We start from the raw sequence: 15187 nt of genomic DNA on the forward strand, positions 1-15187 counted from the left end.
GAGACCGGTCGGGCCGGAGATCCACTCGAACCGGTGAGGGGGTTCAACGCCCCCTGTCCATCCGGCGGTTGCCTACCGCCGTGGGATCGGGGCTACTTCGCGACCTCGGCGGCGAGCCTGTCGAGCACCTCGTCGTAGATCCGGCCGAGGCCCTTGGGGGCGAAGGTCTTCTCGAAGAAGCCGCCGATACCGCCGGCACCCTGCCAGGTGGTGTGCACCACGACCCTGGAGCTGCCCTCGCCGGCCGGGGTGACGCGCCAGGTGGTGACCATGGAGGAGTTGCGGTCCTTCTCGACCAGCTCGCCGTCGGTGGGCTCGCTGACCTCCAGGAGGCAGTCGCGGACGCGCTTGCTGGTGGCCTGGAGCTTCCAGTGGACCAGGGTGCCCTCGCCGTCGCCGCCCTCGCGCACCTCGTACTCGCTGAAGTGCTGGGGCAGCAGCTTCGCGCGCGTGCCGCTGTAGTCGGCGAGCGCGTCGAACACCGTCTCCGCGTCCGCCGCGACGACCCGCTCCGTAGTGGCCTCGACCTGCGCCATTGACTTCCTCCAGCACCTGAGTTCTCGGGGTTTGGGCAAGCCAACCACCCCGGCGCCCGGCCGCCCAAATCGGGGTGCCGGAAGCGGTCGGAAACGGTGTGCGCGCGGTCTCCACGGATCGTTCGCACGATCATGGGAACAGATGTTCTATTCTGGGGGCAGTGCTACCGAGGAGGCGTCATGCGCTGGGAGAACCTCACCGAGGAGGCCGAACACGGCCGGGCCGACACCGCGCTGTTCGGCGCGGACGCGGTCACGACCCGCACGTTCGACACGCCTGAGTTCCGGGGAATCACGTTCCACGAGGTGCGGGCACGGTCGATCATCAACCGGGTGCCGGGCGCCTCACGGATGCCGTTCGAGTGGACGGTGAACCCGTACCGGGGCTGCACGCACGCGTGCGTCTACTGTTTCGCGCGCAAGACGCACAGCTATCTGGACCTCGACACCGGGATCGGCTTCGACACCCAGATCGTGGTCAAGGTGAACGCCCCCGATCTGCTCCGCCGCCAGCTGGGCTCACGGCGCTGGCTGGGCGACCACATCGCGATGGGCACCAACGTCGACTGCTACCAGCGCGCGGAGGGCCGCTACCGGCTGATGCCGGGGATCATCTCGGCCCTGGCCGACCACGCGAACCCCTTCTCGATCCTCACCAAGGGCACGCTGATCCTGCGCGACCTCGACCTGCTGCGGCGCGCGGCCGACGTCACGGACGTCGGCATCTCGGTCTCGGTCGGCTTCGTCGACCCCGAGCTGTGGCGCACCGTGGAGCCGGGCACCCCGGCGCCCGAGCGCCGCCTGGACGTGGTGCGGGCCCTCACCGAGGCCGGCATCGGGTGCGGGGTCCTGATGGCGCCCGTGATCCCCTTCCTGGGCGACCACCCGGCCCAACTGCGGGCCACCGTGCGGGCGATCGCGGCCGCCGGGGCCACCTCCGTGACGCCCCTGGTGCTGCATCTGCGCCCCGGCGCCCGCGAGTGGTTCATGAGCTGGCTCGCGGCCCGCCATCCGCACCTCGTCCGGCGCTACGAGCGGCTGTACGCGGAGGGCGCCTACGCGCCCAAGTGGTACCAGCGCCGGATCACCCGTCAGGTGCACGAGCTGGCCGAGGAGTACGGCATCGGGCCGAACCGCGCCGGCACCCCCCGCCGGATGCCGGGACCGACGGCGGAGGAGGAGCCCGCGCTGCCGGAGCCGACGCAACTCACGCTGCTCTGAGAGCGTTCGCGACCGAGGCGTTCACAGCTGGGAGCGTTCGAGCGCAACCCTCGGCCCAATTGGGTCAATAATCGTCAGAACAGGTTCTTCCGGGTGCTGTTCCCGGGACGATGCGGCGAGGACCGTGACACGTGCGGTCCGCGTCACCTCCGTCCTGGGAGGACCCCATGCGAACACGCGCAGCCGTGCTGTGCGCCGCCGCCGCCGTCGTGGCCGGGTCGTTCACCGCCCTGCCCGCGAGCGCCACCGCCCGAGCCGCCGTCCAGGCACCCTCGGTGGCCTGGAAGAAGTGCGGCACCACCGACTATCCGACGCTGCAGTGCGGCACCGTCAAGGCGCCCCTCGACCACCGGAACCCGGGCGGGAAGCAGATCACGCTCGCCCTCTCCCGCGTCCCGCACACCGCGTCCACCTACCAGGGCCCGCTGCTGGTCAACCCCGGTGGCCCCGGCGGCAGCGGGCTGAGCCTCGCCGGCTTCGTCGCCTCCACGCTGCCGAAGAAGGTGGCGGCCCAGTACGACGTCATCGGCTTCGACCCGCGTGGCGTGGGCCGGAGCAGCCCGGCGATCGACTGCGCGCCGGGCTACTTCGACCCGGTGCGCCCCGACTCGGTGCCGGCCACGCCCGCCCTGGAAGAGGCGAACCTCAAGCGCGTGCAGTCGTTCGCGGCGGCCTGCGGCAAGAAGTACGCGAGCCTGCTGCCGTACCTCGACACGGTCAGCGCGGCACAGGACATGGACTCCATCCGCCAGGCCCTCGGAGCCGGCCGGATCAGCTACTTCGGCTACTCGTACGGCACGTACCTGGGCGCCGTCTACGCGAAGCTGCACCCGGAGCGGATCCACCGCCTGGTCCTGGACTCGATCGTGGACCCGACAGGTGTCTGGTACGACGACAACCTCGGCCAGGACTACGCGTTCGACGACCGCCACCGCGCCCTGATGGCGTGGATCGCGAAGTACGACTCCACCTACAAGCTCGGCACCGACCCGAAGCAGGTCGAGGCCAGGTGGTACACCATGCGGGCGGCGCTGGCGAAGAAGCCGGCGGGCGGCAAGGTGGGCGCCGCCGAACTGGAGGACACCTTCATCCCGGGCGGCTACTACAACGGCTACTGGCCCTACCTGGCGGAGGCGTTCTCCGCCTACGTCAACGGCAAGAAGACGGCGGCGCTGGTCGAGGCGTACCAGAACTTCGCGGCCGTCGACGCCTCGGGCGAGAACGGCTACAGCGTCTACGCGGCCGTCCAGTGCCGGGACGCCTCCTGGCCGCGGGACTGGAACCAGTGGCGCAAGGACAACTGGGCGGCCTACGAGAAGGCACCGTTCATGGTCTGGAACAACGCCTGGTACAACGCGGCGTGCACCTCCTGGCCGACGTCCGCGCTGAAGCCGCCGACCATCGCCAACGGCAAGCTCCCGCCGACCCTTCTCTTCCAGGCCACGGACGACGCGGCCACGCCCTACCAGGGCGGTGTCACGGCCCACCGGCTGCTGGCCGGCTCCAGCCTGGTCGTCGAACAGGGCGGCGGCAACCACGGCATCACGCTGAGCGGCAACAGCTGCCTGGACGACTACCTCGCCGCCTACCTGGCCGACGGCAGGGTCCCGCACGGCGACGGCACCGCCGACGCGGTCTGCCGGAAGACCCCGGACCCGAAGCCCCTGAGCACGAAGGCGGCGTCCACGTCGTCGCGCGGCTCGACCCTGCACGGGCTGCTGGGGTTCCGCGGCTGAACCGGTCCTGACCAACCGTCGGGGGCGTTGTCAGACCCATGGTCCACCATGGACGCATGACTGACCCGACCCGCATCACCGCCCCCGACGGCGTCGCCCCGGCCGCCCAGTACAGCCATGTGGTGGCGGCCACCGGCCGGTTCGTCGCCGTCTCCGGCCAGCTGCCGCTGGACGAGCACGGCAAGCTCGTCGGCGAGGGCGACCCGGCCGCCCAGGCCCGCCAGGTCTTCGAGAACCTGAGCCGCTGCCTGGCGGCGGCCGGCGCCGGCTTCGACGACGTCGTCAAGCTCACCTACTTCGTCACGGACATGGCACACATGCCGGCCGTCCGCGAGGCGCGCGCCGCACACATACCCGACGACCGCCTCCCGGCGTCGTCCGCGATCCAGGTGGCCGCACTCGTCGCGCCCCGGTTCCTGATGGAGATCGAGGCCTTCGCGGTCGTGGCGGACTGAGCGGAACACCGGGCGGCCGGACCCGTTCGCTTCCTAGGGTGCCGTCATGACCGACGACTCCCTCCGCATCCGACCGATGGCCCTCGACGACTGTGACCGGGTCTCGGAGATACGCGTCCGGGGCTGGCAGTACGCCTACCGGGGGCTCATGCCGCAGCCCTTCCTGGACGGACTCAGTGTCGAGCGGGACGCCGAGCGGCGGCGGGCCCGGTTCCGGGACGGCGAGGACGGAGTGACGGACCTGGTCGCCGAGCAGGGCGGCGAGATCGTCGGCTGGGCCGCGCACGGGCCGTACCGGGACGGCGAAGTACGCACCGGGGACGCCGAGTTGTACGCGATCTACCTCGACCCGGCCCATGTCGGCACCGGGGCCGGTCGGCGGCTGCTGGAGACGGTGCTCGAGCAGTGCGCCCGGTACAGGCGCGTGTACCTGTGGGTGCTGAAGGGGAACGCGCGGGCCCGGCGGTTCTACGAGACGGCGGGCTTCCGGCCCGACGGCGCCGAGGAGCCGTACGAGGTCGACGGGGTGCCCGTGCCCGAGGTGCGGTACGTCAAAAACGGCGGCCTCACCGTGGCCTAGGGATGTGGGACAGGGCCTGGACCGCGGCCTCGGCGAGGGTGGGGTGGGCCAGCGCCTCGCTCAGGACGCGGCGGGCACGGGTGTCGCCCAGGGTGCCCAGGCCCTCCACACAGGCGAGGGCGACCTTGCGGTAGGGGTCGTGCGGGCGCAGCCGGCGCTCCAGGGTGGTGATGAGGGCCGGCACGGACTCCGGGGCGCGGAGCACGACCAGGAGACGGACCGGGTGCAGGGCGTAGGCGACCCGGAGTTCGTTGGTGGCGAGAGCGGCGGCGGCGCGGGCGGTGCGCGGGTCCCGCAGGCGGGCGAGGGCGTGCGCGGCGGAGGCGCACCGCGGTGGATCGCGGTGGTTCAGGAGGAGGACCAGGGTCTCGAAGGCGCGCCGGTCGCCGGCCGTCCCCAGGCGGTACGCCGCCAACTCCCTGGCCCACAGGGGCTGTCCGGCGGCGATGAGCACCTCCGCCAGCTCGTCGGGGTCCTCGGTCGCCAGCAGCCGGTCGTAGGCGACCGTTCCCTGCGACTCCTGGCGCAGACGCTCCGTGAGCGATCGCAACTCTTCGTCCACGAAGCCCAGCGTAGAGGGGTTGCGGGAGCGGAGGGACGTACATCACAAAGTCGGGGGGCTGGCGCGCTCGTTACCCGCCGGTTAAGCTCAATCGAGCGAGTCACCCACTCGCACTAACGCTCATTCCGGTTTGGTGACGCAGCCGTCGTGAGCATCAGGTCGGTTCGGTACCTCGTACCGTACGCACGACTCGGCTCCGGGACAGGGCCGGTCGGGATCAGCCGCTCCCAGGCGTGTGCACGCCTGCGGCGACGGCACCGGGCGTGTGCGCCAGCAGCCCGGCAACACCCGCATTCACGCAGCTCCCTTGCAGCTCTCCACGCACCCGGTGCGCCCCTTCGGCGCACCGGGGGGCGTTTCCAGTCGTCACCCTCATTCCTGGAGTCCCGCGATGGCCACTCCCCAGTCCGACCCCTCCCTGTCCCCGCTCAGGACCGTCGCCGTGGTCGGCCTCGGCACCATGGGCACCGGTATCACCGAGGTCCTCGCAAGGGCCGGCCGCGAGGTGATCGGCATCGACATCAGCGAGGCCCAGGCCGCCGGCTCCCTCGCCGCCCTGGAAGCCTCCACGGCCCGTGCCGTGGCCCGCGGCAGGCTGACCGAGCAGGAACGCACCGACGTCCTCGCCCGGGTCCGCACCGGCACCGACCTGACGGCCGCGGCCGACGCCGACCTCGTCATCGAGGTGGTCCCGGAGTCGTACGAGATCAAGCACCAGATCTTCCGCGAGCTGGACGGCATCGTCCGTCCCGAGACCATCCTGGCCACCGGTACCAACGCGCTCTCCGTGACCCGGCTGGCCGCCGACTCGGCACGTCCCGAGCGCGTCCTCGGCCTGCACTTCTTCAACCCGGCCCCGGCGATGAAGCTGGTCGAGGTCGTCTCCTCGGTGCTCACCGCCCCGAGCGCGGTCGCCGCGGTCACCGACCTCGCACTGGAACTGGGCAAGGAACCGGTCGCGGTCGGCGACCGCCCCGGGTTCGTCGCGGACGGGCTGCTGTTCGGTTACCTCAACCAGGCCGCCTCGATGTACGAGGCCAAGTATGCCTCCCGGGAGGACATCGACGCGGCCATGCGGCTCGGCTGCGGCCTGCCGATGGGCCCGCTCGCCCTGCTCGACCTGATCGGCATCGACACCGCGCGGACGGTCCTCGAGGCCATGTACGCCGAGTCCCGCGACCGGCTGCACGCCCCGGCCCCCGTGCTCAAGCAGCTCAGCGAGGCGGGCCTGACCGGCCGCAAGTCCGGGCGCGGCTTCTACACCTACGAGGCCCCCGGCAGCGCCACGGTCGTCCGGGACGCGCTGACCCCGCTGGACGGCGCCGCCCTCACCCAGGGCCGCCCGGTCCGCTCGGTCGGGGTGGCCGGCTCCGGCACCATGGCCTCCGGGATCGCCGAGGTCTTCGCCAAGGCCGGCTACCAGGTCGTGCTGGCCGCCCGCAGCGAGGAGAAGGCACAGGCCGCCAAGGCCCGCATCGGCAAGTCCCTGGACCGCTCGGTCGGCAAGGGGCGGATGACCGCCGAGGCCGCCGCCCAGACCCTGGACCTGATCAGCGCCGCGGGTTCCTACGACGCCTTCGCCGACGTCGACCTGGCCGTCGAGGCGGTCGCCGAGGACCTGGAGGTCAAGCGGCAGCTGTTCGCCACTCTGGACAAGGTCTGCAAGCCCGGCGCGGTCCTGGCCACCACGACCTCCTCGCTGCCGGTCGTGGCCTGCGCCCGGGCCACCTCGCGTCCGCAGGACGTGATCGGCATGCACTTCTTCAACCCGGCGCCGGCCATGAAGCTGGTCGAGGTCGTCCGTACCGTGCTGACCGGCGAGGACGTCCACGCGACCGTCCGCGAGGTCTGCGCGAACATCAGGAAGCACGCCGTCGACTGCGGTGACCGGGCCGGGTTCATCGTGAACGCGCTGCTGTTCCCGTACCTCAACAACGCGATCAAGATGGTCGAGGAGCACTACGCCTCGCTCGACGACATCGACGCGGCGATGAAGCTCGGCGGCGGCTACCCGATGGGCCCGTTCGAGCTGCTGGACGTGGTCGGCCTCGACGTGTCGCTCGCGATCGAAAAGGTCCTGCACCGGGAGTTCCGCGATCCGGGGCTGGCGCCCGCGCCGCTCCTGGAGCACCTGGTGGCCGCGGGCTGCCTCGGCCGCAAGACCGGCCGTGGCTTCCGCGAATATGCCCGCCGCTGAGGGCCTCGGCGACTGGTACCGGGACGAGCGGGACTGGGGCGGGCTGCTCGACCCGGGCAGCGGTCCGCCGCCCGCCCGCCACAGCTCTCCCCCGCCCGCCCCGCCAGACCCTCCCCCGCCCGCCCGGCCCGGAGGTCCCCCGCCCTTCACAGGCGGGGGAAACCCCGGTCACGCCCATCAAGCTGCGCACATGCAGTACGTTCGGGGCATGCCCCAGCCCGCCAGGTCCTCACGTACACCAGCCACGTCCGACGCGCCGGAAAGTGCCGCGGGCAGTCGCGCGGCAGCCCAGCGGCTCAAGATGCGCCGAGAACTGGCGGCCGCCGCGATGGAGCTGTTCGCGACCAAGGGGTACGAGGCGACCACCGTCGACGAGATCGCGGCCGCGGCCGGGGTCGCCCGTCGCACCTTCTTCCGCCACTTCCGCTCCAAGGAAGAGGCCATTTTCCCGGACCACGACGACACGCTGATCCGTGCGGAGGCCGTGCTCAACGCGGCCCCGGCGCACGAGCACCCGCTCGACACCGTGTGCCGTGGCATCAAGGAAGTCATGAAGATGTACGCGGTCCGGCCGGACATCTCGGTCGCCCGCTACAAGCTCACCCGCGAGGTACCCACCCTCCGCGAGGCCGAGATCGCCTCGGTGGCCCGCTACGAGCGCCTCTTCACCCGCTACCTCCTCGGCCACTTCGACGAGCACGCGCACGCGGACGACGCGAACGACGACCCGCTGCTGGCCGAGGTCGCCGCGTCGGCGGTGGTCACCGCCCACAACCACGTGCTGCGGCGCTGGCTGCGGGCCGGCGGCCAGGGAGATGTGGAGGCACAGCTCGACCACGCCTTCGCGATCGTGCGCAAGACGTTCGGGACGGGCATCGGAGCGGGCCGGGAGACCCCGCCCCGGTCCACCACGCCGGCCACCGTGACCTCGCAGGGCGAGGTGCTGGTGACGGTGGCCCGGACCGACGCCCCGCTCCACGAGGTGATGCGCACCATCGAACAGGCGCTCAAGGAGCGTTGAGCGCCCGGCGGGTGCCACGACGTGCCCCCCTGGGCGGGTGTGGCGTCGTGGTGGTTCGCCGCGCCCACGCGGCGGAGCCGCGGATCGACACAGTTCCGCGCCCCTCTCAGGGCGCGTCGACGCCTGGTCGGTGAGAATCCCGCCGCCGAGGCGCGGGAGGGCGTTCCCCGTCACCCGATCGGCCCCGAGGTCCGGTTCCGGCTGCCGCACGCGATGGCACTGCGTGCCGGGCACCTCTCTAACCGTCCGGCCGAGCCACTCTGACATCCGGACGACCTCCGCAAGTCGGGACACCTTACCCTACCGGCCAGTAGGTTTGATCGATCATCGCTCATTTGTTACGTAAAGATTTCATCTGAGAGCAAGTTCTGGCACTCAGTGCCTTGCCACCTGACACGCGGTGTCATACGTTGATGGGTGTCCGGCCTGTCCCGGCGAGCCCACCAGCCCGCCCGCCGGACGCCTGCGTCACAGGCAACCTCCCGCGCCACAAAGCGCTGCCGAAGCACCACCCACGCCGAACCGACGGCACCTTCCCAAAACCCTCAGCAGCACCGACGTAACCCTCAGCACCCCTTCCCTCAAGGGGCGCAGAACCGCCGGAGGCAACACCGTGACCACTCAGGCCATTCTCGACGCGATCCAGTCGCCGGACTCGACGCCGGCCGACTTCGCCGCCCTGCCGCTGCCCGAGTCGTACCGCGCGATCACCGTGCACAAGGACGAGACGGAGATGTTCGCGGGTCTGGAGACCCGCGACAAGGACCCGCGCAAGTCCACCCACCTCGACGAGGTGGCCCTGCCCGAGCTGGGCCCGGGCGAGGCCCTGGTCGCCGTCATGGCATCGAGCGTCAACTACAACTCGGTCTGGACCTCGATCTTCGAGCCGATGTCCACGTTCGGCTTCCTGGAGCGCTACGGCCGGCTCAGCGAGCTGACCAAGCGGCACGACCTGCCGTACCACATCATCGGCTCCGACCTCGCGGGCGTCGTCCTGCGCACCGGCCCGGGCGTCAACGCCTGGAACCCCGGTGACGAGGTCGTCGCGCACTGCCTGAGCGTGGAACTGGAGTCGTCCGACGGCCACAACGACACCATGCTCGACCCCGAGCAGCGCATCTGGGGCTTCGAGACCAACTTCGGCGGGCTCGCCGAGATCGCGCTGGTCAAGTCCAACCAGCTGATGCCCAAGCCCAACCACCTCAGCTGGGAGGAGGCCGCCGCCCCGGGCCTGGTCAACTCCACCGCCTACCGCCAGCTGGTCTCCCGCAACGGCGCCGGCATGAAGCAGGGCGACAACGTCCTCATCTGGGGCGCGAGCGGCGGACTCGGCTCCTACGCCACCCAGTTCGCGCTGGCCGGCGGCGCCAACCCGATCTGTGTCGTGTCCTCGCCGCAGAAGGCGGAGATCTGCCGGTCCATGGGCGCCGAGGCGATCATCGACCGCAACGCCGAGGACTTCAGGTTCTGGAAGAACGAGCACGAGCAGGACCCGCGCGAGTGGAAGCGCTTCGGCAAGCGCATCCGTGAACTGACCGGCGGCGAGGACGTCGACATCGTCTTCGAGCACCCCGGCCGCGAGACCTTCGGCGCCTCCGTCTACGTCACCCGCAAGGGCGGCACGATCGTCACCTGCGCCTCCACCTCCGGCTACAACCACGAGTACGACAACCGCTACCTGTGGATGTCCCTGAAGCGGATCATCGGCTCGCACTTCGCCAACTACCGCGAGGCCTGGGAGGCCAACCGGCTGATCGCGAAGGGCAAGATCCACCCCACCCTGTCGAAGGTCTACTCCCTGGAGGAGACCGGCCAGGCCGCCTACGACGTGCACCGCAACCTCCACCAGGGCAAGGTCGGCGTCCTGTGCCTGGCCCCCGAGGAAGGCCTCGGCGTGCGCGACGAGGAGATGCGCGCCAAGCACCTCGACGCCATCAACCGCTTCCGCAACATCTGAGACACCCGAGGTCATAGATGACTGAGCGTCAGATCGCCGACGGCGGGCGGGATTCCGTGCCGCAGGCGCCGAGGGAGAAGGACCGGCCGTGGCTCATGCGCACGTATGCCGGGCACTCCACGGCCGAGGCGTCCAACGAGCTGTACCGGCGCAACCTCGACAAGGGCCAGACCGGCCTGTCGGTGGCGTTCGACCTGCCGACGCAGACCGGCTACGACCCCGACCACATCCTCGCCCGCGGCGAGGTCGGCCGGGTGGGCGTACCCGTCTCGCACCTCGGTGACATGCGCCGGCTGTTCCAGGACATCCCCCTGGAGCAGATGAACACCTCGATGACGATCAACGCCACCGCCATGTGGCTGCTGGCGCTCTACCAGGTCGTCGCCGAGGAGCAGGGCGCCGACATCACCAAGCTCCAGGGCACGACCCAGAACGACATCGTCAAGGAGTACCTGTCCCGGGGGACGCATGTCTTCCCGCCGGGGCCGTCGCTCCGGCTGACGACGGACATGATCGCCTACACGGTCTCCCACATGCCGAAGTGGAACCCGATCAACATCTGCAGCTACCACCTGCAGGAGGCGGGCGCCACGCCGGTCCAGGAGATCGCGTACGCGATGTCCACGGCCATCGCGGTGCTGGACGCCGTCCGTGACTCCGGCCAGGTGCCGCAGGAGCGGATGGGCGATGTGGTCGCGCGGATCTCCTTCTTCGTGAACGCGGGCGTCCGCTTCGTCGAGGAGATGTGCAAGATGCGCGCGTTCGGCCGCATCTGGGACAGGGTCACCCGCGAGCGGTACGGCATCGAGAACCCCAAGCAGCGCCGTTTCCGGTACGGCGTCCAGGTCAACTCGCTGGGTCTGACCGAGGCGCAGCCGGAGAACAACGTCCAGCGGATCGTCCTCGAGATGCTCGCCGTGACGCTGTCGAAGGACGCCCGCGCGCGCGCCGTTCAGCTGCCCGCGTGGAACGAGGCCCTCGGCCTGCCCCGGCCCTGGGACCAGCAGTGGTCGCTGCGCATCCAGCAGGTGCTCGCCCATGAGAGCGACCTGCTGGAGTACGAGGACATCTTCGAGGGCTCGCACGTCATCGAGGCGAAGGTCGCCCAGCTGGTCGAGGACTCCCTGGCCGAGATCGACCGGATCCAGGAGATGGGCGGCGCGATGGCCGCCGTCGAGTCCGGCTATCTGAAGTCGCAGCTGGTCTCCTCGCACGCGGAGCGCCGGGGCCGGATCGAGTCCGGGCGGGAGAAGATCGTCGGCGTCAACATCTTCGAGACGACCGAACCCAACCCGCTCACGGCCGACCTGGACACCGCGATCCAGACGGTCGACCCGGCCGTCGAGGCCCGGGTGGTGGCGGCGATCGGCCGCTGGCGCGACACGCGCTACCAGCCGCCGTTCAACCACCCGCGCCCCTGCAAGGCGCTGGAGCGGCTGAAGGAGGCCGCCAAGGGCACCGGCAACCTCATGGAGGCCACCCTGGAGTGCGCCCGTGCCGGAGTCACGACCGGCGAGTGGGCGGGCGCGCTGCGGGAGGTGTTCGGCGAGTTCCGGGCACCCACCGGGGTCTCCTCCGCTCCCGTCGCGGTCCCCGTCGAGGCGGGCTCGGCGCTGGCCGAGGTGCGGGCGAAGGTGGACGCCACCGCCCGCGACCTGGGCAGCGGCAAGCTGAGGTTCCTGGTCGGCAAGCCGGGTCTCGACGGGCACTCCAACGGCGCCGAGCAGATCGCCGTACGGGCCCGGGACGCCGGCTTCGAAGTGGTGTACCAGGGCATCCGGCTGACACCCGAGCAGATCGTGGACGCGGCCCTGGCCGAGGACGTGCACGCGGTGGGCCTGTCGATCCTGTCCGGCTCGCACGCCCAGCTGGTCCCGGACGTCCTGGAACGACTCCGTGTGGCCGGTGCCACAGATATACCCGTCATCGCCGGTGGCATCATCCCGAATGGTGACGCCGAGCAGCTCAGGGAAGCCGGAGTGGCCGCGGTCTTCACCCCGAAGGACTTCGACATCACCGGAATCATCGGCCGCATCGTCGACGAGATCCGGAAAGCGAACAAGCTCGACCCCCTGGAGGTCCCCGCATGACCACGCCCGTCAACCGGCTCCGCCCGCGGCGCTCCTGCCTGGCCGTGCCCGGCTCGAACCCCCGCTTCCTGGAGAAGGCCCAGGGTCTCCCGGCGGACCAGGTCTTCCTGGACCTGGAGGACGCGTGCGCGCCGCTCGCCAAGCCCGGGGCGCGGCACACCATCGTGAAGTTCCTCAACGAGGGTGACTGGACGGGCAAGACGCGGGTGGTGCGCGTCAACGACTGGACGACCGAGTGGACGTACCGCGATGTCGTCACGGTCGTCGAGGGCGCCGGCCAGAACCTCGACTGCATCATGCTGCCGAAGGTGCAGACCGCCCAGCAGGTGGTCGCGCTGGACCTGCTCCTCACCCAGATCGAGAAGACCATGGGCTTCGAGGTCGGCAAGATCGGCATCGAGGCGCAGATCGAGAACGCGCAGGGCCTCAACAACGTCAACGAGATCGCCACCGCGTCCCAGCGTGTCGAGACGATCATCTTCGGCCCGGCCGACTTCATGGCGTCCATCAACATGAAGTCGCTGGTGGTGGGCGAGCAGCCGCCCGGCTACCCGGCGGACGCCTACCACTACATCCTGATGAAGATCCTGATGGCCGCCCGCGCCAACAACCTCCAGGCGATCGACGGCCCCTACCTCCAGATCCGCAACGTGGAGGGCTACCGCGCGGTCGCCCAGCGCGCCGCGGCCCTCGGCTTCGACGGCAAGTGGGTGCTGCACCCGGGCCAGGTCGAGGCGTCCAACGAGATCTTCTCGCCGTCGCAGGAGGACTACGACCACGCCGAGCTGATCCTGGACGCGTACGACTACTACACGTCCGAGGCGGGCGGCAAGAAGGGCTCCGCGATGCTCGGCGACGAGATGATCGACGAGGCCAGCCGCAAGATGGCCCTGGTCATCTCCGGCAAGGGCCGGGCCGCCGGCATGCAGCGCACGTCGAAGTTCGAGATCCCGGAGGCCTAGGCGATGCAGTTCGGACGCACGTACGAGGAGTTCGAGGTCGGGGCGACGTACAAGCACTGGCCCGGGAAGACGGTCACGGAGTACGACGACCACCTGTTCTGTCTCCTCACCATGAACCACCACCCGCTCCACATGGACACCAACTACGCCGAGAAGACGACGGACTTCGGCAAGAACGTGGTGGTCGGGAACTACATCTACTCGCTGCTGCTCGGCATGAGCGTGCCGGACATCTCCGGCAAGGCGATCGCCAACCTGGAGATCGAGTCGCTCAAGCACGTGGCGCCGACCTTCCACGGCGACACGGTCTACGGCCAGACCACCGTGCTCGACAAGTGGCCCTCCAAGTCGAAGAACGACCGCGGGATCGTCTACGTCGAGACCAAGGGCTACAAGCAGGACGGCACGCTGGTGTGCGTCTTCCGCCGCAAGGTGATGGTGCCGACCGAGACGTACATCAAGGAGCGCGGCGGCGAGCAGCCGGGCCGCCCCGAGCTCAAGGAACAGGGGAAGTAAGCGATGGCCCGTCTCGCCCAGACCGCCGGTCTGACCGACGTCCAGCAGGAGATCCTCTCCACCGTCCGCGACTTCGTGGACAAGGAGATCCTCCCGGTCGCCACCGAGCTGGAGCACCGTGACGAGTATCCCCAGCAGATCGTCGACGGCCTCAAGGAGCTCGGCCTCTTCGGCCTGATGATCCCCGAGGAGTACGGCGGCCTGGGCGAGTCCCTCCTGACGTACGCGCTCTGCGTCGAGGAGATCGCCCGGGGCTGGATGTCCGTCTCCGGGATCATCAACACGCACTTCATCGTGGCGTACATGCTCAAGCAGCACGGCACGCAGGAGCAGAAGGACCACTTCCTGCCGCGCATGGCGGCCGGTGACATCCGGGGCGCGTTCTCGATGTCGGAGCCCGCCCTGGGCTCGGACGTGTCGGCGATCACCTCGAAGGCGGTGAAGGACGGCGAGGAGTACGTCCTGAACGGCCAGAAGATGTGGCTGACGAACGGCGGCACGTCGTCCCTCGTCGCCGTCCTCGTCCGGAGTGACGAAGGCCACTCCCCTGAAGAGGCAGCCGCCAAGCCCCACAAGTCGATGACGACCTTCCTGATCGAGAAGGAGCCCGGCTTCGGAGAGGTCCGCCCCGGCCTCACCATCCCGGGCAAGATCGACAAGATGGGCTACAAGGGCGTCGACACCACCGAGCTGATCATGGACGGGCTCCGGATTCCGGCCGATCGGGTGCTCGGCGGGGTCACCGGCCGAGGTTTTTACCAAATGATGGACGGAGTCGAGGTCGGCCGCGTCAACGTGGCGGCGCGTGGCTGCGGTGTCGCACAGCGTGCGTTCGAACTGGGCGTCCGGTACGCCCAGCAGCGTCACACTTTCGGCAAGCCGATCGCCCAGCACCAGGCCATCCAGTTCAAGCTCGCGGAGATGGCCACCAAGGTCGAGGCCGCGCATGCCATGATGGTCAACGCGGCACGCAAAAAGGACTCCGGGGAACGAAACGACCTCGAGGCCGGGATGGCGAAGTACCTCGCCTCCGAGTACTGCAAGGAGGTCGTGGAGGACGCCTTCCGGATCCACGGCGGCTACGGATTCTCCAAGGAGTACGAGATCGAACGCCTCTACCGCGAGGCGCCGATGCTGCTGATCGGCGAAGGTACCGCCGAGATCCAGAAAATGATCATCGGGCGAAGGTTGCTCGAAGAGTATCGATTCCAGGGCTGATTGTCCGGGTACGGGGTGTTTTCTTCGAGAAGAAGATCACACCCCGTCAGCGGTCTTCGGCCGCCGACTCGTCTTCCTGGCTTGCCCAGTTGTAGGCCACGACCGGTACGATCCCGGAAAGCCGCCGTCCCCATTT

At 69.8% G+C, this 15187-nt stretch carries 13 protein-coding genes; 11 read left to right on the forward strand and 2 right to left on the reverse strand.

Features of this window, described 5'->3' with window-relative positions; genetic code table 11:
• Nucleotides 1–92 precede the first annotated feature (92 nt).
• Nucleotides 93–536 carry an SRPBCC family protein gene (locus tag ACWDGI_RS35405; protein ID WP_450766185.1) on the reverse strand — a complete coding sequence of 148 codons (444 nt, stop codon included), beginning with the start codon at nucleotides 534–536 and terminating at the stop codon, nucleotides 93–95.
• A 180-nt stretch (nucleotides 537–716) separates the two neighbouring features.
• On the opposite strand from ACWDGI_RS35405, the gene ACWDGI_RS35410 reads away from it, so the two are divergent.
• The 4 genes from ACWDGI_RS35410 to ACWDGI_RS35425 all read left to right on the forward strand — a co-directional run bounded on the left by ACWDGI_RS35410 (nucleotide 717) and on the right by ACWDGI_RS35425 (nucleotide 4528).
• Nucleotides 717–1757: an Rv2578c family radical SAM protein gene (locus tag ACWDGI_RS35410; protein WP_450766187.1), complete on the forward strand. Its 1041-nt coding sequence runs from the start codon at nucleotides 717–719 to the stop codon at nucleotides 1755–1757.
• Between the two features lie 167 nt (nucleotides 1758–1924).
• Nucleotides 1925–3493: an alpha/beta hydrolase gene (locus ACWDGI_RS35415; RefSeq protein ID WP_450766189.1), complete on the forward strand. Its 1569-nt coding sequence runs from the start codon at nucleotides 1925–1927 to the stop codon at nucleotides 3491–3493.
• A 56-nt stretch (nucleotides 3494–3549) separates the two neighbouring features.
• A complete protein-coding gene (locus ACWDGI_RS35420; RefSeq protein ID WP_450766191.1) occupies nucleotides 3550–3948 on the forward strand; it encodes a RidA family protein in 399 nt (132 codons plus the stop codon).
• A gap of 46 nt (nucleotides 3949–3994) precedes the next feature.
• Nucleotides 3995–4528, forward strand: a complete 534-nt coding sequence (locus ACWDGI_RS35425; RefSeq protein ID WP_450766193.1) for an N-acetyltransferase family protein — start codon at nucleotides 3995–3997, stop codon at nucleotides 4526–4528.
• Here the strand turns inward: ACWDGI_RS35425 and ACWDGI_RS35430 are convergent.
• Nucleotides 4515–5090 carry an adenylosuccinate lyase gene (locus tag ACWDGI_RS35430; RefSeq protein WP_450766195.1) on the reverse strand — a complete coding sequence of 192 codons (576 nt, stop codon included), beginning with the start codon at nucleotides 5088–5090 and terminating at the stop codon, nucleotides 4515–4517. The genes ACWDGI_RS35425 and ACWDGI_RS35430 overlap by 14 nt on opposite strands.
• Before the next feature lie 391 nt (nucleotides 5091–5481).
• Between ACWDGI_RS35430 and ACWDGI_RS35435 the strand changes: the two genes are divergently transcribed.
• The 7 genes from ACWDGI_RS35435 (at nucleotide 5482) to ACWDGI_RS35465 (ending at nucleotide 15051) form a co-directional block, all read left to right on the forward strand.
• The gene (locus tag ACWDGI_RS35435) at nucleotides 5482–7287 is read left to right on the forward strand and encodes a 3-hydroxyacyl-CoA dehydrogenase family protein (protein ID WP_450766197.1); all 1806 of its coding nucleotides are present in this window, start codon (nucleotides 5482–5484) and stop codon (nucleotides 7285–7287) included.
• A gap of 190 nt (nucleotides 7288–7477) precedes the next feature.
• Nucleotides 7478–8308, forward strand: coding sequence for a TetR family transcriptional regulator (locus ACWDGI_RS35440; RefSeq protein ID WP_450766199.1), 831 nt, complete (start codon nucleotides 7478–7480; stop codon nucleotides 8306–8308).
• A 613-nt stretch (nucleotides 8309–8921) separates the two neighbouring features.
• Nucleotides 8922–10265: a crotonyl-CoA carboxylase/reductase gene (ccrA, locus tag ACWDGI_RS35445; protein WP_450766201.1), complete on the forward strand. Its 1344-nt coding sequence runs from the start codon at nucleotides 8922–8924 to the stop codon at nucleotides 10263–10265.
• 17 nt (nucleotides 10266–10282) lie between these two features.
• A complete protein-coding gene (locus tag ACWDGI_RS35450; protein ID WP_450766203.1) occupies nucleotides 10283–12355 on the forward strand; it encodes a protein meaA in 2073 nt (690 codons plus the stop codon).
• Entirely contained in the window at nucleotides 12352–13317 is a 966-nt protein-coding gene (locus ACWDGI_RS35455; protein WP_450766204.1) for an HpcH/HpaI aldolase/citrate lyase family protein, read from the forward strand. The genes ACWDGI_RS35450 and ACWDGI_RS35455 overlap by 4 nt, the downstream gene beginning before the upstream one ends.
• 3 nt (nucleotides 13318–13320) lie before the next feature.
• Entirely contained in the window at nucleotides 13321–13833 is a 513-nt protein-coding gene (locus ACWDGI_RS35460; protein ID WP_123972516.1) for a MaoC family dehydratase, read from the forward strand.
• Between the two features lie 3 nt (nucleotides 13834–13836).
• Entirely contained in the window at nucleotides 13837–15051 is a 1215-nt protein-coding gene (locus ACWDGI_RS35465; RefSeq protein ID WP_450766206.1) for an acyl-CoA dehydrogenase family protein, read from the forward strand.
• Nucleotides 15052–15187 lie beyond the last annotated feature (136 nt).

It is taken from the genome of Streptomyces sp. NPDC001220 (assembly GCF_053597895.1).

Excerpts from the sequence above, each read along its gene's own strand:
- ACWDGI_RS35465 (WP_450766206.1), top strand. The coding sequence starts at position 13,837 with ATGGCCCGTCTCGCCCAGACCGCCGGTCTGACCGACGTCCAGCAGGAG.
- ACWDGI_RS35435 (WP_450766197.1), top strand. The coding sequence starts at position 5,482 with ATGGCCACTCCCCAGTCCGACCCCTCCCTGTCCCCGCTCAGGACCGTC.
- ACWDGI_RS35415 (WP_450766189.1), top strand. The coding sequence starts at position 1,925 with ATGCGAACACGCGCAGCCGTGCTGTGCGCCGCCGCCGCCGTCGTGGCC.
- ACWDGI_RS35425 (WP_450766193.1), top strand. The coding sequence starts at position 3,995 with ATGACCGACGACTCCCTCCGCATCCGACCGATGGCCCTCGACGACTGT.
- ACWDGI_RS35420 (WP_450766191.1), top strand. The coding sequence starts at position 3,550 with ATGACTGACCCGACCCGCATCACCGCCCCCGACGGCGTCGCCCCGGCC.
- ACWDGI_RS35455 (WP_450766204.1), top strand. The coding sequence starts at position 12,352 with ATGACCACGCCCGTCAACCGGCTCCGCCCGCGGCGCTCCTGCCTGGCC.
- ACWDGI_RS35410 (WP_450766187.1), top strand. The coding sequence starts at position 717 with ATGCGCTGGGAGAACCTCACCGAGGAGGCCGAACACGGCCGGGCCGAC.
- ACWDGI_RS35460 (WP_123972516.1), top strand. The coding sequence starts at position 13,321 with ATGCAGTTCGGACGCACGTACGAGGAGTTCGAGGTCGGGGCGACGTAC.
- ACWDGI_RS35440 (WP_450766199.1), top strand. The coding sequence starts at position 7,478 with ATGCAGTACGTTCGGGGCATGCCCCAGCCCGCCAGGTCCTCACGTACA.
- ACWDGI_RS35405 (WP_450766185.1), bottom strand. The coding sequence starts at position 536 with ATGGCGCAGGTCGAGGCCACTACGGAGCGGGTCGTCGCGGCGGACGCG.
- ACWDGI_RS35450 (WP_450766203.1), top strand. The coding sequence starts at position 10,283 with ATGACTGAGCGTCAGATCGCCGACGGCGGGCGGGATTCCGTGCCGCAG.